Genomic DNA, 24,259 nt, shown 5'->3' with positions numbered 1-24,259 from the left:
AAGGAAAACCATGTCCACGGCAACTACGCCAACCTCCGGAACAGTCACCCCGGAACGCCTGGCCGCTGCTCGCAAGGCGGTGATCAGCAGTTCGCTCGGCGCTGCGCTCGAATGGTTCGACGTCATCGTCTACGCATCATTCGCAGTGGTGATCGCCCATAATTTCTTTCCCGGCGGCGACAACACGCTCGGTTTGATACTGACGTTCGCGACGTTCGCGATCTCGTACGTCATCCGGCCGCTTGGCGGGATGGTTCTCGGTAGCTACGCCGATCGTCGCGGGCGCAAGAACGCCTTGACGTTGACGATGATGCTGATGATGATCGGCACGCTCATCATGGCCGTGGCGCCGACGACCTCGATGATCGGACCGTGGGCCGGCGTCGTCATCCTTGTCTCACGTCTCATTCAAGGATTCTCCGCCGGCGGTGAATTCGGTACTGCTACAACCTTCCTCGTGGAGACTGCGCCACACAAGAAGGCGTTCTACTCTTCCTGGCAAGTTGCCAGCCAGGGTGCCTCGGTTTTCCTGGCATCGCTGTTCGGATACGTGCTCAACACTCACCTTTCGCATGAAGCGCTCTACTCGTGGGGCTGGCGCGTTCCGTTCTTCTTCGGCATCATCGTCGGGCCGGTCGGACTCTACATCCGTGCCAAGCTTGACGAAACGGACGATTTCAAGACGAGCGTTCCGGAAAGGGCTCCGCTGAAGACGACGCTGACCAGGCATCTCGGCCGGGTGCTGACCGGTGCCGCAGTAGTGGGCGTCGCGACTATCTCGATCTACCTCATCTTGTACATGCCGACGTTTGCCGTGAAGAACCTCGGAGTTTCCGCCTCGGCCGGCTATCTCGGCGGCATCGTCGCCGGACTGGTCACCTTGATCACCGTGCCGTTGATCGGGCATCTTGCAGACCGGGTCGGACCGGCGAGAGTTATGACCTGGGCCGCCGTTGCGGCAATCGTCTTGGCCTGGCCGCTCTTCAAATTGATGGTCGATCACCCGTCGACTCTGACTCTCGTCCTGGTTGTTTCGGTCCTGGGTGTCATCATGGCGTTTGCCTTCGGTCCCTTGCCCGCCCTGATGAGTTCGCTGTTCCCGGCAGAGATCCGGGCTACCGGAATGTCATTGTCGTACAACCTCGGAGTGACTTTGCTCGGCGGAATCGCGCCGTTGGTCTTGACCTGGTTGATCAGTACAACAGGCTCGCTCGACGCCCCCAGTTACTACTACATGACGGTCGCAGTTCTTTCCCTCGGTGGGCTGTGGTCGGCAAGGACGCTTTTCAGCCAGAAGTGACGGCGGGGGAGCGCGGTCGGGATTACGCGACCGCGTCTCCCTCCGCCAGCGCGACAACGGTATCCGACCCGTGCCAGTCGGGGGCTTGGGTGCGGAGTAGAGCCGCCGGGGTCAGCGACGAGATTCGGCGGCATTCACGGGTCAAGTGGGCCTGATCGCTGAATCCGCAGTGGGCGGCGGATTCAGCGAGTCCCAGCGCGGGTCGACTGCGAGCGAGCGCCATGAAGCGCTGGAGGCGCAGGATCGAGCGCAGCGTTGCCGGGCCGTATCCGAAGGCGTCGTTGCATCGACGTTGGAGTTGGCGCGAAGTCAGTGCCGCCGCGTCGGCGAGAGAGCTGACATTCCACGAATGTTCGGACAGTGCGGTGCGAACGTGGTTGATCACCGGATCGTGACGGAAACTCGAACTTACCCAACTCCGAACAGCGCTTTCGAGGATGGAGACCTGTTCGTGGTCTTCGGAATTTTCCAAGCGGTTCAACAGTATTCGTTCCGTGCGTGCGTCGGTTACATCGCTGAGATCGGCGCGAGAATCCCGAAGCTCGGACGCCGAGGTTCGCAACATCGGCGATGCCGATCCAGGGCGGAATCGAACACCCACGGAGCGTGTTCCGGGCGGAAGAGTGAATGACCATGCAGCGGTTTCGGGGCCACAGACGCGTATGCCGACGCCGCGTATCCACAGCACGTCCATGCAAGCATCGGGCACGAGGAGGTGTTCTCCTTCTGCGCACGCCGTCCAGCCACACACCAGGATGTCGGAGAGATCCGGGGCGACCGATTGTGGTGTGTACCAACCCATGACAAGAGCTTATCGAGCGGCACCGACACGAAGGCGACTTCAGTCGACCGGGCCGAAGCGGTATCCGAATCCCCTGATGGTTTTGATGTACTTCGGTTTCGCGGGATCGGATTCGAGTTTGGACCGCAGGCTGAGAATGGTTGCGTCGACTACACGCGTCCTTTCGTGGTCGGAACCCCACACGTTTCGGATCAGGTGATCACGTGAGTACACGCGCCCAGGCTCGGTCGACAGCTCCAGGAGTACCCGCCATTCGGTCCGACTGAGGACCAGCAGCTTTCCGCCCATCGTCGCCGTCATCGCACGTCGATCGAGGAGCAGGTCACCGTGACGTTGGTGTTTGCCGGGGGCGGGATGTGCGGTTTCACGAAGGATTGCGGTGACCCGAAGATCGAGCGCGTGAGAATCGATCGGGTTCAGCACAAAGTCCGAGACAGCGCGATGTGGTGCTTCGTCGATGTCCTCGTAGGTATCCACCAGCATCATGATCGGCATCGAACTGCGCAAGCGGATCTGCCGTGCGATCTCGTAGCCGTCGATGTCCGGCAGAAGGAGATCGATCACGGCGATATCGAAACTGTCGGTGTCCAGGTCATCGAGTAGTCGACGCCCGGTGCGGACGAGCTGTATCTGGTGCCCGAAATGTATTAATTCGGTACCAAGCGTCTGGGCAAGCTCCGAACGATCGGTAGCTGCAAGTATCAAGCTCACGTGAAATCCTCCCCCCGAAGGTGTTACTAGTCGTAACAGCTTGCATTGTGGCAGATCATCGACCGCGGGACCAGACATAGGGCGGCCGATCGGAAGTCGAGGGGACCGGGGGCGTTCGTCGCTAGACTTCTTTCATGGGCACTCTGTTCGCGTTGACGCTGCCAGGCTTGCTCGTGCTGCTGGTCCTGTTCGCTTTCGCCGAGACTCTCTGGAACCGGCTCACCGGCGGCCGGGCACTGCCGTGGACTCGGGGACGTACGACTCGTCCGGTCTCGGCCGCGGGCTTCGAAGAGGTTGCTGCCCTGTTTCAGGGGTCCAAGCATCATGAATTCGAACAGCGTCAGAGCGCATTGATGCATCGTGAGGACGGAACGGACGGTGACCCGCCGTGGGTGTCTGTCGATCCGGAAGCTAACAAGGTCGTTCTCCGTCGACGGAGTTGACAGTCGCCGACAGACGACGGAGTTGACAGTCGGGTTCAGGCCCAGTGGCTGGGGCGGGTCAGTGAATCGGGCAGCGTGGTAGCCGAATCGCCGATCGCCGCGTTGATCTGGAACTGCGTGAGAAAGATACTGCCGCGGAGTTTTGCGCCGCGAATGTCGGTGCCGCGCAAGTCTGCACCGATCAGATCGGCTCGATCGAGTTCGCAGTCGCGGAGGTCTGCACCGATCAGGTAACTCCCGCGAAAGTTGGCCCCACGTAGATCGGAACCACGAAATTTGGCGCCGATGAGGTCTGCGCCGCGGTGGTCGAGTTTTCGACCCTTCTTGGTTGAGATCGGTGAGCGCACAAGGTTACTCGTCTGCAAGAGCAGTGTGTTGACTGCCGCTCGGTGTGCTGAGACGTCGACGGTTTGAATCTGCGAAGGTGTGCCGTTGGTCAGGCTTTCCGTCTCTGCGAGTGCAGCGTCGAGTTCCTTTCGTATCGAGTGGGTTTGCTTCAGCGAGCGGGCTTCGGCGAGATACCAGAGCAGTTCGTGCAACTGGCGTATGACAGGGAAGGTTTCGAACATGTCTGACGCGGTCTCCGGGGCATCACGCCAGCTGACGCCGTCGTAGGTCTGCTGTGAAACCTTCTGTCCCGCACCGAAACAGTCGTAGACGGTGCAACCGGTGAAGCCCTTCTTTCGCAATCCGGTGTGAATGCCGCAACGGAAATCCTGCTGCAGGTTCTTGCAGGGGTCGCCGGCATTCTTGTTGGTCGCGAAGTCGGAGGACTTGGAAAAGGGGAGTGCGACGCAGCACAGACCGAAGCAACTGCTGCAATCTGCGAGCAGATTGGTCTGGCCGGCAATCACGCGTACTCCCGATGGTTGGGTTGGACGGAAAGTCTGTCCTCGGGTTTGTGAGTCTGTCAAACGAAATTGCGTGGTTCGGCAGCAAGAAGTCCAGCGGCTCCGAGGTCGTATCCCGCGCAATTGCGGGGTACCAATCCGGCAGACGTGATTCTGGACCACGCTCGTGAAGTAGGTCGAAAATCGGGTGGACGGCCCAGCTCGCTGCAACCAATCGTCGTGCGGTACCCGGCGGCAGAACCAGTGCGCCGACGAAGACCACAAATGTTGCGGCCACTGCACTCCATTCGCGAGTGGGAATGGAAACGTCGATCGTGCGCCCAATCGCCACCTAGCCCATCTGCGACCTGGCGAAAATCACTCCCCATCCAGATCGAGGAGCGATACCCCCCGTGCCGTGAGCCGGAAGCGCAGCGGTCTCTTCGTAACCGTCTCAATGATCCCGGCATCGTCCAGGCGCTGAAGTCGCGGGCGGGCGAACTGGCTGGATCGACCCACCACCTCGACCAGGGTGTTCAACTTGATGGCGCGGTTCGCCTCGAAGCAGTGGGCCTGACCCAGGGTGAACAGGACTGCGCCGATGTGGTTGCTACCAACCGGCGGCGTCGACTCGCGATCGAGTCCCAAGTTCAGCGGAAATTCCTCATCCTCCACCAGAACGCGGATACGCGCCTCGAGTGTGTCGATCTTATGCCGCCTCTCGGAGAGGTCGAGCAGCAGTCGATGTTGCGCCTCGGCGATGATCTCCAGCATATCGATCAGGTAGGGCGTCAGATCTCCGCGGTTCAATGGATTCTCCGCGTCAGAGAATGCTTTGTAGTAACGATCCTTGTTGTCGGCGACGGTCGCCGACAATGCCAGGCTCGCATACGGAGCCAACACCTGTCGAAGGTCCAGCGCGAGAAGGTAGCGTCCGGTTCGGCCGTTGCCGTCGTAGAACGGGTGCGTGTACTCGAAGATGAAGTGCGCGACCACTGCCCTGATCAGTCGTGGAATCGAGTCGTCGCCCCCCTGGCTCAGCATGAGGGTCAGCGCGTCGTCGATCGCTGACTCGGGTACCACACCGGTGTGCACGACCTTGATTCCTGACGTGATCGATACTGGCCCTTGCCGGAACCGCTTCCCATCGGGGGCGTCCTCGTCGCGAATCTCGCCCCGAGTTACCGCGTCGTAGACGTCTCGGATGTCGTCGAGCGTCTGCGGACTCTCGGCCTGGTCGTTGCCGATATTGAGATAGAGCCGCACCATCTCGGCGAACCGCTTGTTCGCGAGGGGTTGCTCCGCCCACACCATCTCGATTGCCTCGCTGATCTCCTTCCGGGTTGAGCGGACCTGTTCGATCTCGTTCGTTGCCTGGATCTCGTCGATCACCATGCGATGCAGGTAGTGGGTGCGCGCGAGGGCCGGCAGCCCGTTCCACTCAGCCCGGATCTTCGGCTCGAAGCTCATGATCCGTTCGATCAGCGCTGCGACTTCGGGTGTCATCAGTGCGAACGTCGAGTGTTCGCCGATCAGTAGGTCCCAGTGGACGGCGGCGGGAGAATCGCGTCGCGCTCGCTCCTCAGCATCGGCACCAGCACGATCTCGTTGGTGAAAGATCGATTTCAACGTCCTGTACGCCATCTGGTCTCTCCCCGTATCCACGCTATATTGCCGCCTTGCTTTCCATGCCTATCTTATCCAGAATGGGATCTGGATAAATAAGACTTGCGGCGCGGGTGTCATTTCATGACCAACGCGGGCTGCAGGAGCAGATGTGGCCATAGCTTCCCGAATCGGGTTCGGGCCATCGGCGGGCCACTCGAAATCACGCAGCAGCATTCCGATTGGGCGCGCTGCGGATCGAAACCACCACGAGTCGGCAGACCGTCTGAGCTCGCAGAACATCGAGCTGAACCGAGACCCTGTTGCATTACTCGTTGCATGAGGACAGAAAAGAACCCCTGTGAACCGCTTCTCAGCAGTTCACAGGGGTTCCTTTGGCGGAGGATAGGGGATTTGAACCCCTGAGGGCGTTAACCCAACCCGCGTTCCAGGCGAGCGCCATAGGCCACTAGGCGAATCCTCCGTGGAGCAGCATACCCAATTGCGGGCGCGAAGCGTTAAACGGGTACCTGACCTGCGAAGAACCGGTGGAACTCGAGGTTTGCATCTCGGCCCCGGTAGGTGGTGTGCAGCGGCCGGCGAAAGCCGTCTACACTGTTCATTGGATCCCGCGCGGCGCGCATCCTGTGAACTCCCCCAGGGCCGGAAGGCAGCAAGGGTCAACGGGCTCTGCCGGGTGCGCGGGGTCCTCTATTTTTTCACATACCCGACCCCGCCTCGTCGGTGAAAGGCCGCTCCGGATGCCTATCCAAACCCAGATCGGGTTGATGAGCCATGAAGAACTCACCTCCGAGCATGAGAGCCAGAGCGCGAAGTACACGCAGCTCCAGGCGCAGAAGCTCGCACTCGATCTGACCCGCGGTAAGCCTTCCCCGGAACAACTCGACCTTTCCGCAGAGCTGCTGACGCTGCCCGGCGACGGTGATTTCCGTGACGGAAGCGGCACCGACTGCCGTAACTACGGCGGACTCACCGGTCTGCCGGAACTGCGCGCCATCTTCGGTGAGCTGCTGGGTATCCCCGTTGCGAACCTTCTCGCCGGCAACAACGCGAGCCTCGAGATCATGCACGACAACGTCGTGTTCTCACTGCTCCACGGCACTCCGGATTCGGCCCGGCCGTGGGCACAGGAAGAGAAGATCAAGTTTCTCTGCCCCGCACCGGGCTACGACCGCCACTTCGCGATCACCGAGTCCCTCGGCATCGAGATGATCGCGGTGCCGATGAACCACGACGGCCCGGATGTCGTCAAGATCGCCGAACTTGTTGCGTCAGATCCGCAGATCAAGGGCATGTGGGCGGTTCCGGTTTACGCGAACCCCACGGGTGCCGTGTACTCCGAAGAAATTGTCCGTACGCTCGCGTCGATGCCGACGGCCGCGCCCGACTTCCGCCTGTACTGGGACAACGCGTACGCCGTACATCCGCTTGTCGGCGAGACTGCGCCTTCCTACGACATTCTCTCGATGGCAGCGGAGGCCGGACACCCCAACCGTCCGCTCGTGTTCGCGTCGACGTCCAAGATCACTTTCGCCGGCGCTGGTGTGAGCTTCTTCGGTAGCTCGGCGGAAAACCTTGCCTGGTACCAGAAGTTTCTGGGTAAGAAGAGCATCGGACCGGACAAGGTCAATCAGCTTCGCCACCTGCGTTTCTTCGGCAATGCCGACGGCGTTCGTGCGCACATGGAGAAGCATCGCGCGTTCCTCGCGCCCAAGTTCGAGCTCGTACTGCGGATCCTCGAGGATCGTCTCGGTGCTTCGAAGGTCGCGTCCTGGACGGAGCCGAAGGGCGGATACTTCATCAGCCTCGACGTGGTCGACGGCACGGCCAAGCGCGTCATCGAACTGGCGAAGAACGCGGGTATCGCGCTCACCGCTGCCGGATCGGCTTTCCCGTACAGCACGGATCCGGACGACCGGAACATCCGGTTGGCCCCGAGCTTCCCGTCCACGGCTGAACTCGAAGTTGCCATGGACGGCGTGGCTACGTGTGTTCTGCTCGCAGCTACCGAATCGCGTCTCTCCGAGATCTGAGTTCTCGAAGCGGCGTGCCCGGTCGGTACTTTTCGGTCTTGTCTTGTACCGTTCGGAGCATCAATTCCCGACATAGGGTGTGAATCCCGGAGGTTGTAGTGACGGGCGCGATCAACGCTTCGGATGGGCCTTCTTTCGAGGCGCACACCGCGAACTCGGAGTCGGTCGTCGAAGCTGACATACCGCGACGCACCCTCCGTGTCGGTGTTCTCGGATTCTCTGTACTCGGTGTTCTGGCAGTCGCGTCCGTGCTGATGGTTCTTTTCGCCGTGCCGATGAATACGCGGTACTGGGGCATCTTCGAAAATTTCCTCGATCTCGACGTCTACCGCCACGGCGGCAGCGTTGTGGTTCAGGGCCTTCCGTTGTACGACGGGCCAGTCCTGGAAGGGATGATGTTCACGTACACCCCGTTTGCGGCTTTGCTGTTCACGGTGTGGGCGGTGCTCTCGTTCAAACAGGCGATTGTCGTGTGGACGGGTTTGAACATCGCTGCGCTGTTCGCAGTGATCGTGTTGTGCTGGAAGTACCTCGGTTATCGGCTCGACGTGAAGGCGTACGCCGTCAGTGCGTTGGCCACCACGATCTTTCTGTTCATGGAACCGATACGTACGACGCTCTGGCTCGGGCAGATCAACATCTTCCTGCTGCTCTTGATCGTGTGGGACCTCGGTCGGGACGAGAAGAGTCGGCTCCGAGGAATCGGGGCAGGCATCGCCGCCGGCGTGAAGCTCACTCCGGCCTTCTTCTGGGCGTACCTTTTCATCACTCGTCAATGGCGTGCGTTGGTGACGGCCGTCGTGACGTTCGCTGCGACCGTTGCGATCGGCTTCGTCGTGATCTACAACGATGCGTACAAGTACTGGACCGGCACTCTTGTCGACAGCGAACGCGTCGGACCGACGGATGCTCCGAGCAACCAGTCCGTGTCCGGTCTGATCGCTCAGCTCACTCACACTCCGACGCCGTCGCGGGTCCTGGTTCTAGTCTTCAGTGCGCTGGCGGTATGCCTCGGACTCGGTGCCGCGTGGATTGCTCACCGGCACGGCCAGAAATTGCTCGGCCTCACCATGACGGGGTTGACTGCGACCACTGTCTCGCCGTTCTCGTGGGGCCATCACTGGGTGTGGTTCGTCCCGCTGGTCGTCCTCGCCGCGCACTACGCGATGGTGTCGAAGAAGCGCTGGGCGTGGGTGGCGCCGTTCGTTTTCCTGCTCCCGGTCTTGAACTGGTCTCACACCTGGTGGGACCCGTCGGTCATTCCGGGTACGGATCGCTTCATCGGAATGGGCCTGTTCATGTTCGTGCCGCCCGAGTATCTGCGGATTCCGACCGTCGGCGTCTACCTCTGGGTCTTCACGCTTGCCGCGGTCTCGACGTTGGTTCTGTTCGGCTGGAAGAAGTGGAAGATTCCGGCCCCGGATGCGTCGGCGCCGGTCACAACTGCCGCCTGACGTGGCAGTATCGGACTCATGGCACTTCAACTGAACCTTGTCGGTGACCCCGAAGCTGATGCTCTCCTCGCCGAGGACCCGTTGGCGTTGTTGATCGGAATGCTTCTCGATCAACAGGTTCCGATGGAAACGGCCTTCCTCGGTCCGAAGAAGCTGGCGGATCGGCTCAGCGGTATCGACGTCAGGCGTATCGCCGACATGGACACCGACGAGTTCATCGCCGTCTGTGCCGAGCCTCCGGCTGTGCACCGATTCCCCAAGTCGATGGGCGAGCGTATCCAGCTCATGTGCCAGTTCATTGTCGAGAACTACGACGGCGACACCGCGGCGATCTGGACTTCGGGAAATCCCGACGGCAAGGAAGTACTGAAGCGGCTCAAAGCCCTACCCGGTTACGGGGATCAGAAAGCCCGGATCTTCCTGGCGTTGCTCGGAAAACAGATCGGCGTCGAGCCGAAAGGTTGGCGCCAAGCGGCCGGCGACTACGGGCTCGAAGGTTCGAGGCGCTCGATTGCAGACGTGGTCGACGAACAGTCTTTGCTCGAGGTCCGCGAGTTCAAGAAGGCCGCAAAGGCAGCAGCGAAGGCCGACAAGAAGTAAGCCGCTTTCAGGACTTCCGGGACCCGCTGGCACGCACTACTTTCATCAGGTCGCCTGCGGGGCCCTCGAGCTGACGCGGCGGGCGCCACACTGCACGCAGGGATCGGTCGAGTTCCAAGCCTTCGACGGCTACGACCCGAAGTTCTCCCTGCTTCACCTGGTCCTCGACGGCCAGCGTGCTCAGTACCGCCGGGCCGACGCCACCGAGCACGCTGGTTCGAATCGCGGCCGAACTACCCAGTTCCAACAACGGTGCACCGCGCTCGTATTCGTGTAACGCCAGGTCGAGAGTCGTTCTGGTTCCCGATCCGGGCTCGCGCACCAGCAGCGGCGTCGCTGCCAGTTCGGCGACGGTCAGCGGCTTTCGTCGACGCGCCCATGGATGATCCGGATGAACGACCACGACCAGCGAGTCACGCGCGACGGTGACGCTGGACAGGCTCTTCGGAACGGTCGGTGACTCGACGAATCCGAGGTCGCACATTCCCACCTCGACAGCCTCGAGGACGCGGGTCGAGTTGTAGACCTGAAGGTGGACGGTGACACCAGGATGTAGTGACCGAAAGATACCGAGCCAGGCCGGAATCAGATGTTCGGCGACGGTCATGCTGGCACACACGGTCAATTCCGCGGATCGTTCGGTCCGCATCCCTTCGGCGACGTCGAGAAGCTGCCTCGAGTTGGCGAGGACGCGGCGCGCCCAGTGGACGATGACGGTCCCCTGCGGAGTCAAAGCCGCCCCCGTCGACCTTCGGTGTATGAGTGGCATCCCGAGCTGCCGCTCGAGGGCTTTGACGGCGCGGCTGGCATTCGGCTGCGCAATGTTTGCTGAACGGCTTGCCGCACTGAGACTTCCGTGATCATCGATGCCGATGAGTAGCTCGAGAGTGGTGAGGTCGGGCCACCGTCTGGTCATGCAAACAGGCTATACCGAACTTCACGTTCATATCGATTTGATATGCCGTGATGGTAGAAATCGCCCTACCGGAGCGATGGTGACTCAAGGACGCTGGATGAGTGAACCGTGATGTGAAGTCCGTGGCCGAGAAACCCGCAGTCGCCCCTTCGTCAGAAGTACGACGGTGGTCCAGTGTGGCTGCATTGGTGCCCGGAGTTGCGTTGTGCGCCTTGGGGGCCACGGTCGCGCTGATAGCCGGTCAGTTCACCTCCGCCGTGAGTCCGTTGCTGATTGCGATCGTGGCGGGTGCGGTGTTGGCGAATGCCGTCTCTTTGCCGGCGAAATTCCAACCTGGCCTGGCATTCTCGGCGAAACGGCTACTTCGGGTGGGTATCGCTCTGCTCGGGCTGCAATTGATGTTCTCCGACATCGTCGGTTTGGGCTGGGGAGTGATCGCCGTTGTGGTGGCGATTGTGTTCCTCGGTATCGCCGGGACCATGTATGCCGGAAAACTTCTCGGATTGAGTTGGTCGCAGAGAATTCTGATTGCCTGCGGCTTCTCGATCTGTGGCGCTGCCGCCGTGGCTGCTGCGGACGGTGTGGTGAATGCGCGAGAGGAAGAGTTGCTCACCGCTGTTGCGTTGGTGGTGATCTTCGGAACTCTGATGATTCCGACAATCCCACTGTTGGCCAACGCTTTCGGTATGAACGAGGTCGGTGCAGGCATGTGGGCCGGTGGGTCGATCCACGAAGTGGCGCAAGTGGTGGCTGCCGGCAGCGCTCTCGGCGCCACCGCGTTGGGTGTCGCGACCGTGGTGAAACTTGCGCGCGTGTTGATGTTGGCGCCGGTCATGGCATTTCTGAGCATCCGGCAACGCAGGATGGTCGACAGCACCGCCACCAAGCGTCCTCCGTTGGTTCCGTTTTTCGTCGTGGCGTTCATCGGCTGTACGGGCTTGCGCTCCACGGGCATCTTGCCGGATGAGCTTCTGGGGCTGGCGAAGACGGTGCAGACGGCGCTGTTGGCGGCCGCGATGTTCGCACTCGGGCTGGGGGTGCGGTTGAGCGTCATTCGTGGAGTTGGCGCCCGGCCATTCGTGCTGGCCGCGATTTCCACTGTGTGGGTGGCAACGATCGCCTACGTCGGAGTCGTGCTGGTCAGCTGATCGAGCGCTGAGTCCGCCACGCGCTCGGGCTCATCGAGAACTGAGTGCGAAACCAGCGCGAGAAACTACCCTGCGTCGAAAACCCGAGGTGCACAGCCACTTCGGTCAACGAATAGCGAGGGTTGGAGACAAATCGTTCCGCGAGGGAGCTTCGAACCGAATTGAGAACGGCCGTGAACGTATCTCCGGATTCGGCGAGATGACGGTGCAGTGTCCGCCGGTCGAATCCGAGACTGCGTGCCACCTGCTCGACAGAGCAGCGGCCGGTCGGAAGCAGAACTTCGATCAATTCCTTGGTGCGGCTGAGGGTATCGGAGGTTTCCGAGGCGGGAAGCGAGTCGAGGAACTGGCGAGCGTACGGCCGGAGTAACTCGTCGGAAAGTTGGTTAGCCGCATCCAGGTCGGCGGCGAAGAAAACGATACCGGTGAACTCGTGATCGAATTCCACCGTCTCGCCGAGGATTCGCCGATGCGTGCTCGTGTCTTTCGGGGCATTGTGCGTGAATCCCACGCTGACCGGTTGCCATCGAGAACCCAGGAAACTCCGCAGGATCTGCAGTGTCGCGCCGACTGCGAGTTCGACGCCCTGTCTGGTGTCGACCGGTTCGCCGACCTCGAGCGAGATTCGCAGGGTGGCGAGTCCGTTGACCTCGTTCAATCGAATGCGCAATGACTCGTTGTACGTGTGCTCGTATCGCATCAATACGTCGAGCGCGCTCCTGACGTCTGGTTCTTCCCTGATGACCAAGCTGAGGGGACCGAGATTGGACAGTCGACGCAGGCCGGCGAGTAGAAGCCCGAAGTCTTCGTGTCCGGACTCCGCTGCCGATCGCTCCAGGAGCGATGCGATGGAGGCGGCCGGTACCCATTGGTCGGGGTTCGCCAGGCTTGCCGGGCTCAGGCCGACACTTCTCATGAGGGCCACAGCGTCCACGTCCACTGTTCGGCACAGGTCGACGTATCGGTTCAGTGACGCGTAGCGGGCGAGTGGCTTCATGGGGCCCCCTTTACTCGATGTCCCGAAATGTTGTGTTGTGTGTCTCGTCAAGTTAAGCATGTGAGCCGGATCTCACATAGTTTTGTTCACATCAGTTCGGCACGACCACGAAGTCGAGCACCGACTTCTGGAAGTTGTTGCGTACGAATACAGCTCGACCGTAATCGAGTCGAGCCCGCCCACAGAATTGGAGAGCATTGATGGCAAACGCCATTCGGTTCCACGAGATCGGCACACCGTCCGTCATGCGTTGGGAAGAGATCGAGGTAGGACGACCGGGCGCCGGAGAGGTTCGGGTTCGTCATGAAGCGGTGGGGTTGAACTTCGCCGACACCTACTTTCGAAGTGGCCTCTATCCTGCGCAATTGCCTGCCGGGATGGGCGTCGAGGGCGCCGGTGTGGTCGAAGAGATCGGCGAGGGAGTAGTCGATTTTGCGGTGGGGGACCGTGTGACCTACACCGGCAGTCCGCTGGGTGCGTACGCCACCGAGCGGATCATGGCGTCGTCCGACCTGATCGCGCTACCCGACGGCATCGCCTTCGACACCGCGGCCGCCATGACCATGCGAGGACTGACTGCCGCCTACCTTCTGCGTCGCATCTACCCGTTGAAAGCGGGAGACACCGTGTTGCTACATGCTGCGGCGGGCGGGGTTGGACTGATCTTCACCCAGTGGGCAAAACTGTTGGGAATCAAAGTGATCGGAACGGTGTCGAGCGACGAGAAGGCGAGCGTTGCCCGAGCTCACGGGTGCGATGAAGTCGTCATCTACACCCGCGAGGACGTCGTCGCGCGTGTCAAGGAGATCACCGGGGGCGTCGGCGTGCCGGTTGTCTACGACAGTATCGGGCAATCCACGTTCGACATCTCTCTCGATTGCCTTGCCAGGCGGGGGCTGCTGGTGTGCTTCGGAACGGCGTCCGGACCGACTCCGCCGATTCAGGCAATGCAGTTGGCAGTCAAGGGATCACTCTTCCTCACACGTCCGGCTCTCGCCGATTACATCGCGGATCCCGAAGAACGTGCCGAACTGGCGGGCGAACTGTTCTCACACGTCGAGTCCGGGCGAATCAAGATCGAGATCAACCAGAGATACCCCCTCGAAGATGCGGTGCGTGCGCACCACGACATGGAGTCCGGTCGCAGTATCGGTTCCTCCGTCTTCTCCGTCTGAACCGAAACAGCACTTCCCAGAGGAATTGTCATGACCAACACCGCAACGCTCACAGAAAACCTTCCCTCGTCGAGGAATACGATCCGCGTCGAGAAATTGACCTGTTCGATCGGGGCAGAGTTGTCCGGGGTGGATCTCGGCGAGGTCGCGCGAGATGATGCACTCTTCGCCGAAATCAAGGCATTGTTGCTCGAACACAAGGTTCTGTTCTTTCGCGACCAGACCTTCTCCAAAGCCGAGCACGTAGAACTTGCCCAGCGATTCGGTGAACTCGAGGATCATCCGGCTCTGGGCAGCGACCCCGACCACCCGGGCCTGGTCCGCATCTACAAGGATCTGGACAGCCCGCCGGAGCATTTCGAGAATGCATATCACTGCGACGCCACCTGGCGCGTTAACCCGCCCATGGGATGTGTATTGCGTTGTGTGGAAACACCTCCTGTCGGCGGCGACACGATTTGGGTGAACATGGCACTCGCCTACGAGAATCTGCCGGCGCGGGTCAAGGAGCAGATCAAGGATCTGCGTGCCAGGCACAGTATCGAGTCGACCTTCGGCGCTCGGATGCCGATCGAACAGCGGCACCAGCTGAAGGAGCGCTTCCCCGACGCCGAACATCCCGTGGTACGAACACATCCGGAGACCGGCGAGAAGATTCTCTTCGTCAATTCGTTCGCCACACACCTCGTGAACTATCACACGCCCGAGAACGTCCGCTATGGAATCGATTACGCCCCCGGCGCCGGGAATCTGCTCACTTACCTGGCGAGCCAGGCTCAGATTCCCGAGTACCAGGTTCGGTGGCGCTGGACCGAAAACAGCGTCGCGATCTGGGACAACCGTTCGACACAGCATTACGCGGTGCAGGACTACTGGCCCGCGGTTCGAAAGATGGAGCGCGCCGGAATCATCGGCGACGCACCGTTCTGATCTCTCTTCCCAGCCCCGAAGATAAATTCATTCACTCGATCGGAGTCACGCTATGCATTTCCACGACGATTCACTGTTCCCCGAAACCCAGGACAAGCTTGTCATCACCGTTGCTCCCTACGGACCGGAGTGGGAGCCGGACGATTTTGCAGAAGACCTCCCTCTGTCGATGGACGAGCACGTCCAGCAAGCCGTCGACTGCTTCAACGCCGGTGCCACAGTTCTCCACATCCACGTGCGTGAACTCGACGGCAAGGGCTCGAAGCGTCTGTCGAAGTTCAACGAGCTTCTCGGTCGCTTGCGTGAGGCCGTTCCCGAGATGATTCTGCAGGTCGGCGGGTCGATTTCGTTTGCCCCGGAGGGGGAAGGTGCCGATGCGAAGTGGTTGTCCGACGACGTGCGTCACATGCTGGCGGAATTGGAGCCGGCTCCCGATCAGGTGACGATCGCGATCAATACCAGCCAGATGAACATCATGGAACTGATGACCGACGACGACATCGCGGGTACGTCGATGCAGCGTCCGGAATTGGCCGATACGTATCGGGAAATGACTGTGCCCGCCGGTCCGGAGTGGGTGGCAGAGCACCTGCGCCGGTTGCAGGCCGCCGGAATCCAGCCGCATTTCCAGTTGTCCAGTATTCCGCAGCTCGAAACGGTGGAGCGGTTGATCCGACGCGGCATCTACACGGGTCCGGTCAACCTCACGTGGGTCGCAATCGGCGGCGGCTTCGACGGACCCAACCCGTACAACATGATGAACTTCGTCCAGCGTGTTCCCGACGGTGCGTGCCTGACGCTGGAAACGCTGATGCGTAGCGTCCTGCCGGTGAACACGATGGCCATCGCGATGGGCTTGCACGCTCGCTGCGGCAACGAGGACACCATCTGGGGCCGCAAGGGCGAGAAGATGACGTCGGTGCAGCAGATCGAGCAGTTGGTGCGCATTGCAGGCGAATTGGGCCGCGAGGTGGCTACGGCGAAGGAAGCTCGGGACATCTACCGGATCGGTGAGACGTATGCCGACACCGACGAGACGTTGGCGAAGCTGGGTTACGCGCCCAACCGCCGTATCGGCCAGCTGGGATTCACGCAGCACGCCTGAGTTCGCATCCTCTCGTACGACAGTTCCGGGGGTACGAACCGCGACGGTTCGTACCCCCGAATCCCCCCGTCTACCTCGAGTACTTCCTAGGAGAGTCATGGGACTGCAAGCTCCCGCCACGCCACGTGTGGACACCGCGCTCGGAATCGGCGGACGACGAAAGTTATACCCGTGGATCGTTTTCGCCCTGGCTTTCGGTCTTCTGCTCTCGGACTACATGTCGAGGCAGGTGCTCAGTGCAGTCTTCCCGATCCTGAAAGCGGACTGGGATCTCTCCGATTCGCACCTCGCCTCCCTGAGCAGCGTGGTGGCATTGATGGTCGGGCTGTTGACGTTCCCGTTGTCGCTGCTCGCGGACCGCTGGGGCCGCGTCAAGAGCTTGATCTTGATGGCGGTGTTGTGGAGTGTCGCGACGTTGCTGTGCGCAATCGCTCAGACCTACGAACAGATGTTGGGCGCCCGGTTCCTGGTCGGTGTCGGTGAAGCGGCGTACGGCAGCGTGGGTATCGCCGTGGTCCTCAGTGTGTTTGCGCCCCGCGTGCACGCAGCTCTTGCCGGTGCCTTCATGGCCGGTGGATCGTTCGGTTCGGTCATCGGTGTGGCAATCGGTGGGTTCATCGCAGTCCAGTTCAGTTGGCGGTGGTCTTTTGCCGCCATGGCAATCTTCGGTCTGATTCTGGTCGCGCTCTTCCGTGCCCTCGTCACCGAGAAGAAGCTCACCGCTTACGCCGTCGAGGCCGCGCCGGATGCCGCCGGGGAAGCGGTGAGACACGACGGTTTTCGTGCGCCGGTGTCCTCGCTGTTCACCAATCCCGCCGTGTTGTTCGCCTACATCGGTGGTGGTCTCCAGATGTTCACCGCCGCTGTACTTCTGGCGTGGTTGCCGAGCTTCTTCAATCGTTACTACGATTTGGCCCCGGACAAGGCCGGCGTCACGGCTTCCGTGTTCGTCCTCCTGGTCGGAAGCGGGATGGTGGTCTGCGGTTTCATCACAGATAGATTCAGCCGCGACGATTCGGCGCGAAAATGGACCACCGCCATTGTCTACTGCGCCATCTCGTTGGTGACGCTGAGCATCGGGCTCCGGTTGGGCACGGGGACAGCACAACTCGTGTTGCTCGGTATCGGTGCATTCTTCTCCGCCGGTTCGTCGGGGCCGACGGCAGCGATGGTCGCGAACCTTACCCATCACTCGATTCGAGCGTCGGCCATGGGAACGCTCACCGTCGCCAACAACCTTCTCGGGCTGGCGCTCGGTCCCTTCGTTGTCGGCATCCTCGCCGATCACCTGGGTCTTCTCGGCGCTCTACAGCTTTCGCCCTTCGTCTATGTCGTCGCAGCCCTCGCGTTGGTAGCCGGCAAGCGTGCCTATCCCGCCGGGATGAGGCGGCTGGCGACGTTGCAGAATCGGCCCGAGATCCTCGGCGCCACTGAAGTAACAGACGTTCGGAGCTCATGATGAATGAATCAACTACGGTAGTAATGGTTCCCGGTCTGCGGGATCATGTCGAAGATCATTGGCAGACTCACCTCGCGCGCAGGCTCGACAACGTTCTGACGGTTCCTCCCCTCGAGACCGACAAGCTCAGCCGCGATGCGCGGGTTGCGGCATTGAACGAGGTGCTGACAAGTGTCTGCGGGCCGGTGGTCCTGGTCGGGCACAGCGCCGGAGTCATGACAGTTGCTCACTGGGCGAGGGCGAATCATCGAGAGGTTGCGGGCGCACTTCTGGTCACGCCGGCGGATCTCGAACTTCCGCTGCCCGAGTCTTATCCGTCTCTCGAAGATCTCGACCGACACGGGTGGCTACCGATACCGCGTCAGCGTCTGCCGTTTCCGAGCACGGTCGCGGCGAGTCGGAACGATCCGCTCGCCGGGTATCGCCGAGTTGTGGGTTTGGCTGAAGGATGGGGGAGTCGGTTGCTGGATCTGGGTGAAGTCGGACACCTCAATCCGGAGTCCGGATACGGGTATTGGCCGCGGGCGGAATCATTGGTGCGGGAACTGCTCGAGTCGGTGGCGCGCGCTGCCTCGTCTCATGCCACGGATTCCGTGGAGCAGGAGGAAGACAGTCATGCTTGATCTTGCTGCTCTGCTGGAAGACTCGGCCTGGCGATACCCGGAACGGGATGCGCTGGTTCTCGGGGAAGCGAGGCTGACGTATGCGCAGTTCGACGCCTACGCGAATCGCATCGCCCATCTGCTCGTCTCGCGGGGTGTCGAGCCAGGTGACAAGGTAGCGTTGTCCTGCCCGAACGTTCTCGAGTTCCCGATCGTCTACTACGGCATTCTCAAGGCCGGCGGCGTCGTCGTTCCTCTGAACATTCTGCTCAAAGGGCGCGAAATCGCCTATCACCTAGCTGATTCGGAAGCAAAGCTGTACTTCTGTTTCGAGGGAAGTCCCGAATTGCCGATCGCTGAGTACGCCATCGCCGGGTTCGAGCAGAGCGAGACCTGTTCGGCCCTGATCGTGATCAGCGCCGAGTCGGGTGCACCGTCGTCGATCCTCGGAGTCGAGACTCTAGGCGAAGCACTGGCATCCGTGTCCGGCACGGAAACGCCTGCAGCCGCGGTTGTTCGTGAACCGACGGACACCGCGGTCATTCTCTACACCAGCGGCACTACCGGAAAGCCCAAGGGCGCCGAACTCACTCACTGCAACATGGTCTTGAATGCACTGTCGACCAACCGGTTGTTCGAGAGCGTTCCGTCCATGCATGAGCGTTATCTCCTGACTTTGCCGTTGTTCCACTCGTTCGGCCAGACAGTGACCATGAATGCGGGAATCTGCGTCGGTGCCACTTTGGTGTTGATGCCGCGCTTCGATGCGACCGCGGCACTCGAGATCATGGAACGCGAAAAGATCTCGGTCTTCGCGGGCGTCCCGACCATGTATTGGGGACTGCTCGGCGTGCTGGAGGAGGTAGTGAAATCCGGGGTGGATATCGAGACCGTTGCACAGAACATGCGGTGCGCGATCTCCGGTGGTGCAGCGCTTCCCGTCGAAATCTTGACACAGTTCAGGGAACGCTTCGGTGTTCAGATCCTCGAAGGGTACGGGTTGTCCGAGACCTCTCCGCTGGCCTTGTTCAGTGACCCGGAGAGCGACCCCCGGCCCGGTTCGATCGGCGTGCCGATCTGGGGCGTCGAAGCGCGGCTTGTCGATGACTCTTGGCACACGATCACCGGCCCCGATGAAGTGGGTGAGTTGGCCATTCGCGGGCACAACGTCATGAAGGGCTATTTCAACCGACCCGAGGCGACGGCGGAAGTCATGCGCGACGGATGGTTTCGCACCGGGGATTTGGCACGGGTCGATACCGACGGAAATTACTACATCGTCGATCGCGCGAAGGACATGATCGTGCGGGGCGGATTCAACGTCTACCCACGCGAAATCGAAGAGGTTCTGCTCACTCACCCAGCCGTCTCACTCGTCGCCGTCGTCGGGGTGCCGGACTCGAGCCTCGGCGAAGAAGTTGTCGCGTTCGTGATCCGAGAGCCGAGTGAGGAGATCTCCGAATCGGATCTCGTGGAATGGACGCGGGAACAGATGGCCGCCTACAAATATCCGCGTCGCATCGAGTTCGTGCCGTCGCTGCCGATGACGGCAACCGGAAAGATTCTCAAACGTGAACTGAATCAAGCATTTTCGATGGTCTGAGGAGATCGATGACTGACGTTCGAGCAAGTGAAGCTTTTCCCGTGACCCAGGCCATGAAGGATTCGGGTGGCTGGAATCCGTTGTGGGACGGACTTTCGGAGCTGGATCCCGAGTGGACCGAGCTGTACATGAAGACAGCGATGCAGCCCTGGAACAGCGGGGTGCTGTCACCTCAGGTGATCCAGTTGCTGTGCATAGCCGTCGATGCGGTGAGCACACACATGTACGCACCCGGCGTACGACGCCATATTCGCGCCGCGCTCGACATGGGAGTGACCCCGAAGGAGATTCTCGAGGTGCTGAAACTGACCACCGTCGTCGGGATTCATTCCTGCAATGTCGGCGTTCCGATCCTGATGGAGGAAATCGCGAACCGGTGAGGGCGGTCAGTCCCGCTCGCGGTTCTCCCGTTCCTCACGTTGACGCTGGAGGAACGGGCTCGGGTTCTGTCCGCCGATCGGACCGTGGCCGAGGACTCCGTGCTCGTAGGCCGACTCCGCGTGCAGGGCAACGTCGATTCCGCGGGCCTCGTCTTCACGCGAAATGCGGAAGCCGAAGGTCTTGTCGATGAGCTTTCCGAGACCGTAGGTCACACCGAAGGCATAGAGCGCGACCACGACGACGCCGACGAACTGCTTGCCCAACTGCGCGAATCCACCGCCGAAGAACAAACCTTCCGGACCGCCCGTCATCACGGCCGTCGCGAGGAGTCCGATCAGCAACGAGCCGACGATTCCGCCGACGAGGTGCACGCCGACGACGTCGAGGGAGTCGTCGTAGCCGAGCTTGTGCTTCCATCCCACGGCGTACGAGCAGACGATGCCGGCGATCAGACCGATGACGAGCGCACCGAACATGTTCACCGTTCCGCACGACGGGGTGATCGCGACCAGACCGGCGACGACGCCCGAAGCTGCGCCGAACGTCGTGGGGTGTCCGTCACGATTCTGCTCGACGAACAGCCAGCCGAGTAGTCCGGTGCAACCGGCGACGAGTGTGTTGAGGAAGATCTGCGAGGCCATACCGTCGGCCGCAAGGGCCGAGCCGGCGTTGAATCCGAACCAACCGAACCAGAGCAGGCCTACGCCGAGCAGGACGAACGGCAGATTGTGCGGACGCATCGACTCGGCCTTGAAACCCATCCGCTGGCCGAGGACCAGTGCCAATGCCAGACCCGACGCTCCGGACACGATTTCGACCACGAGGCCACCGGCGTAGTCGAGTGCGCCCATCTGGGCGAGCCATCCCTGCGGATTCCACACCCAGTGAGCGACGGGGACATAGACGAGCAAGGACCAGATGGGGACGAAGATCATCCAGGCGGAGAACTTCGCGCGGTCGGCGATCGCACCACTGATGAGCGCTGCAGTAAGGATTGCGAACGTCAATTGGAAGGTTGCGAACAACACTTCCGGGACATTCCCGTGCACCGTCGACGGGTCGATGCCCGCCATGCCGATGTGCTCGAGTCCGCCGATAATGCCACCGTGATCGTCGCCGAACACGAGGCTGTAGCCCACGAACAACCACGCAACCGTGACGAGTGCGATCGAGACGAAACTCATCATGATCATGTTGAGTACGCCCGTCGAGCGGACCATGCCGCCGTAGAACAGTGCGAGTCCTGGCGTCATCAGAAGTACGAGTGCAGTACTGACGAGCAACCAGGCAGTTGCTCCGGCATCGATGGTGGCGGGCACAGTTTTCTCCTCACGCACGCGGACCAGCCCGCGTGCACGGAACCCACGATGAGTGCGTGCGGTTTCCTCCGCACTGCGATTGTGTTGCGAACATGTTTCGGGAGAAGTCGGCGTTGCACCCGCACCGGACCACCTGTCGTGGGTCGCCGGTAGTCTTTGCGCGTGGCCCTGTACCGGAAGTATCGACCCGCGTCCTTCGCCGAGGTGGTGGGGCAGGAGCATGTCACCGCACCGCTCAGCACGGCCCTCGACACCGGACGCATCAACCATGCCTACCTGTTTTCCGGCCCGCGCGGCTGCGGAAAGACGTCGTCGGCGCGAATCCTGGCGCGTTCGCTGAACTGTGAGCAGGGACCGACGTCGACGCCGTGCGACGTGTGCGACTCGTGCGTTTCGCTGGGCCCGGGCGGCACAGGCAACCTGGATGTGACGGAACTCGACGCCGCAAGTCACGGTGGCGTCGACGACACCCGAGAACTCCGAGACAAGGCGTTCCACGCACCCGCCGCATCTCGCTACCGCGTCTTCATCATCGACGAGGCACACATGGTGACGGCGGCGGGTTTCAATGCGCTGCTCAAGATCGTCGAAGAGCCGCCGGAACACCTCATCTTCATCTTTGCGACGACGGAACCGGAAAAGGTTCTCCCGACCATCCGTTCGCGTACGCACCATTACCCGTTTCGCCTGTTGGCGCCGTCGACCATGCGCGGACTCCTGGAAAAGATCTGCGCCCAGGAGGGCGTACCGGTCGAGCCTGCGGTGTATCCACTGGTCATCAAGGCCGGCGGCGGTTCCCCTCGTGACTCGTTGAGTGTCCTCGATCAGCTGCTCGCGGGCGCAGGAGAAGAAGGTGTCACGTATCCGCGCGCGCTCTCTCTTCTCGGAGTCACCGACGTCGCGCTCATCGACGAAGCAGTAGACGCCCTGTCTGCCAGTGACGGGGCCGCGTTGTTCGGCACTGTCGATCGCGTGATGGACGCCGGTCACGATCCACGCCGATTCGCGCTCGATCTTCTCGAGCGCCTGCGTGATCTCATCTTGATGCAGGCTGTTTCCGACGCCAGCGAACGAGGATTGGTCGACGCTCCGGAAGCGGAGCTGGTCACGATGCGTGAGCAGATTCAACGAGTCGGCCCGGCCACGCTCACCCGCTTCGCCGAGACTGTCCATGCCGGACTCAGCGAAATGCGTGGTGCGACGGCGCCGCGGCTGCTGCTCGAAGTGATGTGCGCGCGAATGCTGCTGCCGTCGGCCTCCGACACCGAGTCAGCTGTATTGCAGCGGCTGGAGCGCCTGGAACAAGGTATTCCGGCTGCCGGAGTCGCGGCTGCTCCTCGCGCGGCAGCAACGCCGGCACCCACCGTGCCGCCGCTCGAACCGGAGATTGCTTCCAAGTTTCAACGGCCCTCTCAACGCAAGGCCGAGCCTGAGGCACGGCCGGAACCAGCCGCGCCTGCTCCAGCTGCGGCGCCGCCGGTTGTGGAGGCTCCTGTCGTCGAACCTCCGGTAGCGGCAGTTCCCGTCGTCGAGACTCCCACTGTCGAGATCGTGGAACCGCCGGTTGCCGAGGCTCCGGTGGTTGAAGCTCCGGTTGCCGAAGCTCCAATAGTTGAAGCTCCTGTGGTTGAACCACCGGTTACTGCTTCTGTCGAGGCGGAAGAGCTGATCGGGCTTGCCGAGCCGGAACCCGACTACGAGCCCGAGCCCGAGTTCGACGAGCCGGCGGTTGCCGAAGCTGCGCCGGTCTCGGCAGGCCCCACAGTCGAGACTCTCCGTGAATCGTGGAACACCTTGCGCAACAAGGTCGGTGAACGAAACAAGGTTCTTCCGGCCATGCTGTCCGCTGCGACGGTTCACGACGTGCGTGGACATGTCGTTGTCATCGCTCACGGCTCACCGGTCCTGGGTGCTCGTGTGACGCAACCGCACAACGCGGCGGTCATTTGCGAGGTCCTTGCCGAAATGTTCGGTGGCACTTGGCAAGTCGAGTATCAAGAAGGTGCGCCTACAGCGCCGACAGTATCGAGCGCAACCAAGGCGACAGAAGCTCCGAGCCGCCCTGCCGCTGCGCCCCGCTTCTCGCGGCCCAGTCAGGAGCGCGCAGCGCAGCAGCCCAAGGCCCCGCAGCCCCAGCGCGGCGAATCGGACGACATTCCGCCGCCCGAGGCCCCCGACTATCCGGAAGACCCTGGACCGGCCCCTGCTCCTGAGGTCGACTACGAGGCAACTCCTCCGCCTGCAACGCCGGAGGACGAGGACGAGATGTTTGCGGAGGCGGCGGAGCCCGCTGATCCGACTGCCAGACGTGATCCCGAAGATGTTGCAAAGGAACTCCTCAAGGACGTCCTCGGAGCTCGCCGCCTCGAAAGCTGAGTTGCCGAGTCGGTCCGTGTGCGTGAAACAGCTGTCGGAATCCAGCTGCACCACTGTGTGATCGAATTGTTATAAGTGCCGTTCCCTTTGTGCGCGCGCGTCTCGAAAGCGCGCCGGCTCGGCCTCGCAAAGCTGAATTGTATGTGGCCGGTTTGCTGGCACATTCGTTCGCTCAGTTCCGGTGTAACGAAACGTCGATTCGGACGATGGTCGCCGAAGAATATCTGGAATTTCTCGTTGTCTGATGGGCATTCGAGTGCTGCTGTTAAATTTCGGTGTGTCACGAATGTTCAGATTGATAGTTGTCGGATGTTTGATTTGCGGGGATCGACCAATTTGGGACATTCGGCGAATTGGCCACATATTCGGCATTGCGGCATTTCGGTGTATATTCAACTGAATATTTGCCGATCGCGAGAAAATGGCGGCCGTGAAACCGGGATCCGGTA

General features: G+C 61.3%; 21 protein-coding genes, 1 tRNA gene and 1 other RNA gene. 15 read left to right on the top strand and 8 right to left on the bottom strand.

Annotated elements, in window-relative coordinates; all coding sequences use genetic code 11:
* The first annotated feature begins 10 nt into the window (after positions 1-10).
* Positions 11-1,300 (top strand): MFS transporter, encoded by a 1,290-nt coding sequence (locus ABIE52_RS20025; RefSeq protein ID WP_030535736.1) that lies wholly within the window; start codon positions 11-13, stop codon positions 1,298-1,300.
* A gap of 22 nt (positions 1,301-1,322) precedes the next feature.
* Here ABIE52_RS20025 and ABIE52_RS20020 read toward each other — a convergent pair whose 3' ends face one another.
* On the bottom strand, positions 1,323-2,102 hold the full coding sequence (locus ABIE52_RS20020; protein WP_003943809.1) for a helix-turn-helix domain-containing protein: 780 nt from the start codon (positions 2,100-2,102) through the stop codon (positions 1,323-1,325).
* 39 nt (positions 2,103-2,141) lie between these two features.
* Entirely contained in the window at positions 2,142-2,813 is a 672-nt protein-coding gene (locus ABIE52_RS20015; protein WP_007731581.1) for a response regulator transcription factor, read from the bottom strand.
* A 134-nt stretch (positions 2,814-2,947) separates the two neighbouring features.
* On the opposite strand from ABIE52_RS20015, the gene ABIE52_RS20010 reads away from it, so the two are divergent.
* The gene (locus tag ABIE52_RS20010) at positions 2,948-3,256 is read left to right on the top strand and encodes a DUF6191 domain-containing protein (protein WP_007731580.1); all 309 of its coding nucleotides are present in this window, start codon (positions 2,948-2,950) and stop codon (positions 3,254-3,256) included.
* Between the two features lie 35 nt (positions 3,257-3,291).
* Here ABIE52_RS20010 and ABIE52_RS20005 read toward each other — a convergent pair whose 3' ends face one another.
* The 3 genes from ABIE52_RS20005 to ABIE52_RS19995 all read right to left on the bottom strand — a co-directional run bounded on the left by ABIE52_RS20005 (position 3,292) and on the right by ABIE52_RS19995 (position 6,175).
* The gene (locus ABIE52_RS20005) at positions 3,292-4,110 is read right to left on the bottom strand and encodes a pentapeptide repeat-containing protein (protein WP_042447733.1); all 819 of its coding nucleotides are present in this window, start codon (positions 4,108-4,110) and stop codon (positions 3,292-3,294) included.
* 354 nt (positions 4,111-4,464) lie between these two features.
* A complete protein-coding gene (locus tag ABIE52_RS20000; RefSeq protein ID WP_073512845.1) occupies positions 4,465-5,730 on the bottom strand; it encodes a Fic family protein in 1,266 nt (421 codons plus the stop codon).
* Between the two features lie 357 nt (positions 5,731-6,087).
* Positions 6,088-6,175: transfer RNA gene (locus tag ABIE52_RS19995), tRNA-Ser, on the bottom strand.
* A gap of 136 nt (positions 6,176-6,311) precedes the next feature.
* On the opposite strand from ABIE52_RS19995, the gene ffs reads away from it, so the two are divergent.
* The 4 genes from ffs to ABIE52_RS19975 all read left to right on the top strand — a co-directional run bounded on the left by ffs (position 6,312) and on the right by ABIE52_RS19975 (position 9,799).
* Positions 6,312-6,411, top strand: an RNA gene (ffs, locus tag ABIE52_RS19990) — signal recognition particle sRNA small type.
* A 41-nt stretch (positions 6,412-6,452) separates the two neighbouring features.
* On the top strand, positions 6,453-7,745 hold the full coding sequence (locus tag ABIE52_RS19985; protein ID WP_019746524.1) for an aspartate aminotransferase type Ic: 1,293 nt from the start codon (positions 6,453-6,455) through the stop codon (positions 7,743-7,745).
* 98 nt (positions 7,746-7,843) lie between these two features.
* Complete coding sequence (locus ABIE52_RS19980) at positions 7,844-9,199, top strand: glycosyltransferase 87 family protein (protein ID WP_073512844.1); 1,356 nt, start codon at positions 7,844-7,846, stop codon at positions 9,197-9,199.
* An 18-nt stretch (positions 9,200-9,217) separates the two neighbouring features.
* Entirely contained in the window at positions 9,218-9,799 is a 582-nt protein-coding gene (locus ABIE52_RS19975) for an HhH-GPD-type base excision DNA repair protein (RefSeq protein ID WP_003943868.1), read from the top strand.
* Between the two features lie 7 nt (positions 9,800-9,806).
* On the opposite strand, the gene ABIE52_RS19970 is transcribed toward ABIE52_RS19975, so the two are convergent.
* Positions 9,807-10,715 (bottom strand): LysR family transcriptional regulator, encoded by a 909-nt coding sequence (locus ABIE52_RS19970; protein ID WP_007731572.1) that lies wholly within the window; start codon positions 10,713-10,715, stop codon positions 9,807-9,809.
* Positions 10,716-10,816: 101 nt separating this feature from the next.
* On the opposite strand from ABIE52_RS19970, the gene ABIE52_RS19965 reads away from it, so the two are divergent.
* On the top strand, positions 10,817-11,863 hold the full coding sequence (locus tag ABIE52_RS19965) for a YeiH family protein (protein WP_081377557.1): 1,047 nt from the start codon (positions 10,817-10,819) through the stop codon (positions 11,861-11,863).
* Here ABIE52_RS19965 and ABIE52_RS19960 read toward each other — a convergent pair.
* Positions 11,856-12,860, bottom strand: coding sequence for an AraC family transcriptional regulator (locus tag ABIE52_RS19960; protein ID WP_073512843.1), 1,005 nt, complete (start codon positions 12,858-12,860; stop codon positions 11,856-11,858). The two genes, ABIE52_RS19965 and ABIE52_RS19960, sit on opposite strands and share 8 nt — an antisense overlap.
* A gap of 200 nt (positions 12,861-13,060) precedes the next feature.
* Here ABIE52_RS19960 and ABIE52_RS19955 point away from each other — a divergent pair, with 200 nt between their 5' ends.
* The 7 genes from ABIE52_RS19955 (at position 13,061) to ABIE52_RS19925 (ending at position 20,114) form a co-directional block, all read left to right on the top strand.
* The gene (locus ABIE52_RS19955) at positions 13,061-14,035 is read left to right on the top strand and encodes a quinone oxidoreductase family protein (RefSeq protein WP_003943928.1); all 975 of its coding nucleotides are present in this window, start codon (positions 13,061-13,063) and stop codon (positions 14,033-14,035) included.
* Positions 14,036-14,065: 30 nt separating this feature from the next.
* Positions 14,066-14,965, top strand: a complete 900-nt coding sequence (locus ABIE52_RS19950; RefSeq protein ID WP_007731564.1) for a TauD/TfdA dioxygenase family protein — start codon at positions 14,066-14,068, stop codon at positions 14,963-14,965.
* A gap of 52 nt (positions 14,966-15,017) precedes the next feature.
* A complete protein-coding gene (locus ABIE52_RS19945; protein WP_003943988.1) occupies positions 15,018-16,070 on the top strand; it encodes a beta-keto acid cleavage family enzyme in 1,053 nt (350 codons plus the stop codon).
* Between the two features lie 97 nt (positions 16,071-16,167).
* Positions 16,168-17,529, top strand: coding sequence for an MFS transporter (locus ABIE52_RS19940; protein WP_064443008.1), 1,362 nt, complete (start codon positions 16,168-16,170; stop codon positions 17,527-17,529).
* Positions 17,529-18,152 carry an RBBP9/YdeN family alpha/beta hydrolase gene (locus tag ABIE52_RS19935; RefSeq protein WP_073512873.1) on the top strand — a complete coding sequence of 208 codons (624 nt, stop codon included), beginning with the start codon at positions 17,529-17,531 and terminating at the stop codon, positions 18,150-18,152. Before ABIE52_RS19940 ends, ABIE52_RS19935 begins: the two co-directional genes overlap by 1 nt.
* Complete coding sequence (locus ABIE52_RS19930; protein ID WP_192712886.1) at positions 18,145-19,734, top strand: long-chain-fatty-acid--CoA ligase; 1,590 nt, start codon at positions 18,145-18,147, stop codon at positions 19,732-19,734. Before ABIE52_RS19935 ends, ABIE52_RS19930 begins: the two co-directional genes overlap by 8 nt.
* A gap of 8 nt (positions 19,735-19,742) precedes the next feature.
* Positions 19,743-20,114, top strand: a complete 372-nt coding sequence (locus ABIE52_RS19925; RefSeq protein ID WP_158170250.1) for a carboxymuconolactone decarboxylase family protein — start codon at positions 19,743-19,745, stop codon at positions 20,112-20,114.
* Between the two features lie 6 nt (positions 20,115-20,120).
* On the opposite strand, the gene ABIE52_RS19920 is transcribed toward ABIE52_RS19925, so the two are convergent.
* Positions 20,121-21,434, bottom strand: a complete 1,314-nt coding sequence (locus ABIE52_RS19920; protein WP_003943791.1) for an ammonium transporter — start codon at positions 21,432-21,434, stop codon at positions 20,121-20,123.
* Between the two features lie 162 nt (positions 21,435-21,596).
* Between ABIE52_RS19920 and ABIE52_RS19915 the strand changes: the two genes are divergently transcribed.
* The gene (locus ABIE52_RS19915) at positions 21,597-23,810 is read left to right on the top strand and encodes a DNA polymerase III subunit gamma and tau (protein WP_192712887.1); all 2,214 of its coding nucleotides are present in this window, start codon (positions 21,597-21,599) and stop codon (positions 23,808-23,810) included.
* The last annotated feature ends 449 nt before the right edge of the window (positions 23,811-24,259 follow it).

This window comes from Rhodococcus sp. OAS809 (assembly GCF_040546695.1).
Classification (GTDB): Bacteria; Actinomycetota; Actinomycetes; order Mycobacteriales; family Mycobacteriaceae; genus Rhodococcus_F; species Rhodococcus_F qingshengii.
Note: the sequence above shows the minus strand (reverse complement) of the source record. Positions and strands in the feature narration are given on the sequence as shown.

Excerpts from the sequence above, each read along its gene's own strand:
- ABIE52_RS20025 (WP_030535736.1), top strand. The coding sequence starts at position 11 with ATGTCCACGGCAACTACGCCAACCTCCGGAACAGTCACCCCGGAACGC.
- ABIE52_RS20020 (WP_003943809.1), bottom strand. The coding sequence starts at position 2,102 with ATGGGTTGGTACACACCACAATCGGTCGCCCCGGATCTCTCCGACATC.
- ABIE52_RS20010 (WP_007731580.1), top strand. The coding sequence starts at position 2,948 with ATGGGCACTCTGTTCGCGTTGACGCTGCCAGGCTTGCTCGTGCTGCTG.
- ABIE52_RS20000 (WP_073512845.1), bottom strand. The coding sequence starts at position 5,730 with ATGGCGTACAGGACGTTGAAATCGATCTTTCACCAACGAGATCGTGCT.
- ABIE52_RS19985 (WP_019746524.1), top strand. The coding sequence starts at position 6,453 with ATGCCTATCCAAACCCAGATCGGGTTGATGAGCCATGAAGAACTCACC.
- ABIE52_RS19975 (WP_003943868.1), top strand. The coding sequence starts at position 9,218 with ATGGCACTTCAACTGAACCTTGTCGGTGACCCCGAAGCTGATGCTCTC.
- ABIE52_RS19970 (WP_007731572.1), bottom strand. The coding sequence starts at position 10,715 with ATGACCAGACGGTGGCCCGACCTCACCACTCTCGAGCTACTCATCGGC.
- ABIE52_RS19960 (WP_073512843.1), bottom strand. The coding sequence starts at position 12,860 with ATGAAGCCACTCGCCCGCTACGCGTCACTGAACCGATACGTCGACCTG.
- ABIE52_RS19955 (WP_003943928.1), top strand. The coding sequence starts at position 13,061 with ATGGCAAACGCCATTCGGTTCCACGAGATCGGCACACCGTCCGTCATG.
- ABIE52_RS19950 (WP_007731564.1), top strand. The coding sequence starts at position 14,066 with ATGACCAACACCGCAACGCTCACAGAAAACCTTCCCTCGTCGAGGAAT.
- ABIE52_RS19945 (WP_003943988.1), top strand. The coding sequence starts at position 15,018 with ATGCATTTCCACGACGATTCACTGTTCCCCGAAACCCAGGACAAGCTT.
- ABIE52_RS19940 (WP_064443008.1), top strand. The coding sequence starts at position 16,168 with ATGGGACTGCAAGCTCCCGCCACGCCACGTGTGGACACCGCGCTCGGA.
- ABIE52_RS19935 (WP_073512873.1), top strand. The coding sequence starts at position 17,529 with ATGAATGAATCAACTACGGTAGTAATGGTTCCCGGTCTGCGGGATCAT.
- ABIE52_RS19930 (WP_192712886.1), top strand. The coding sequence starts at position 18,145 with ATGCTTGATCTTGCTGCTCTGCTGGAAGACTCGGCCTGGCGATACCCG.
- ABIE52_RS19925 (WP_158170250.1), top strand. The coding sequence starts at position 19,743 with ATGACTGACGTTCGAGCAAGTGAAGCTTTTCCCGTGACCCAGGCCATG.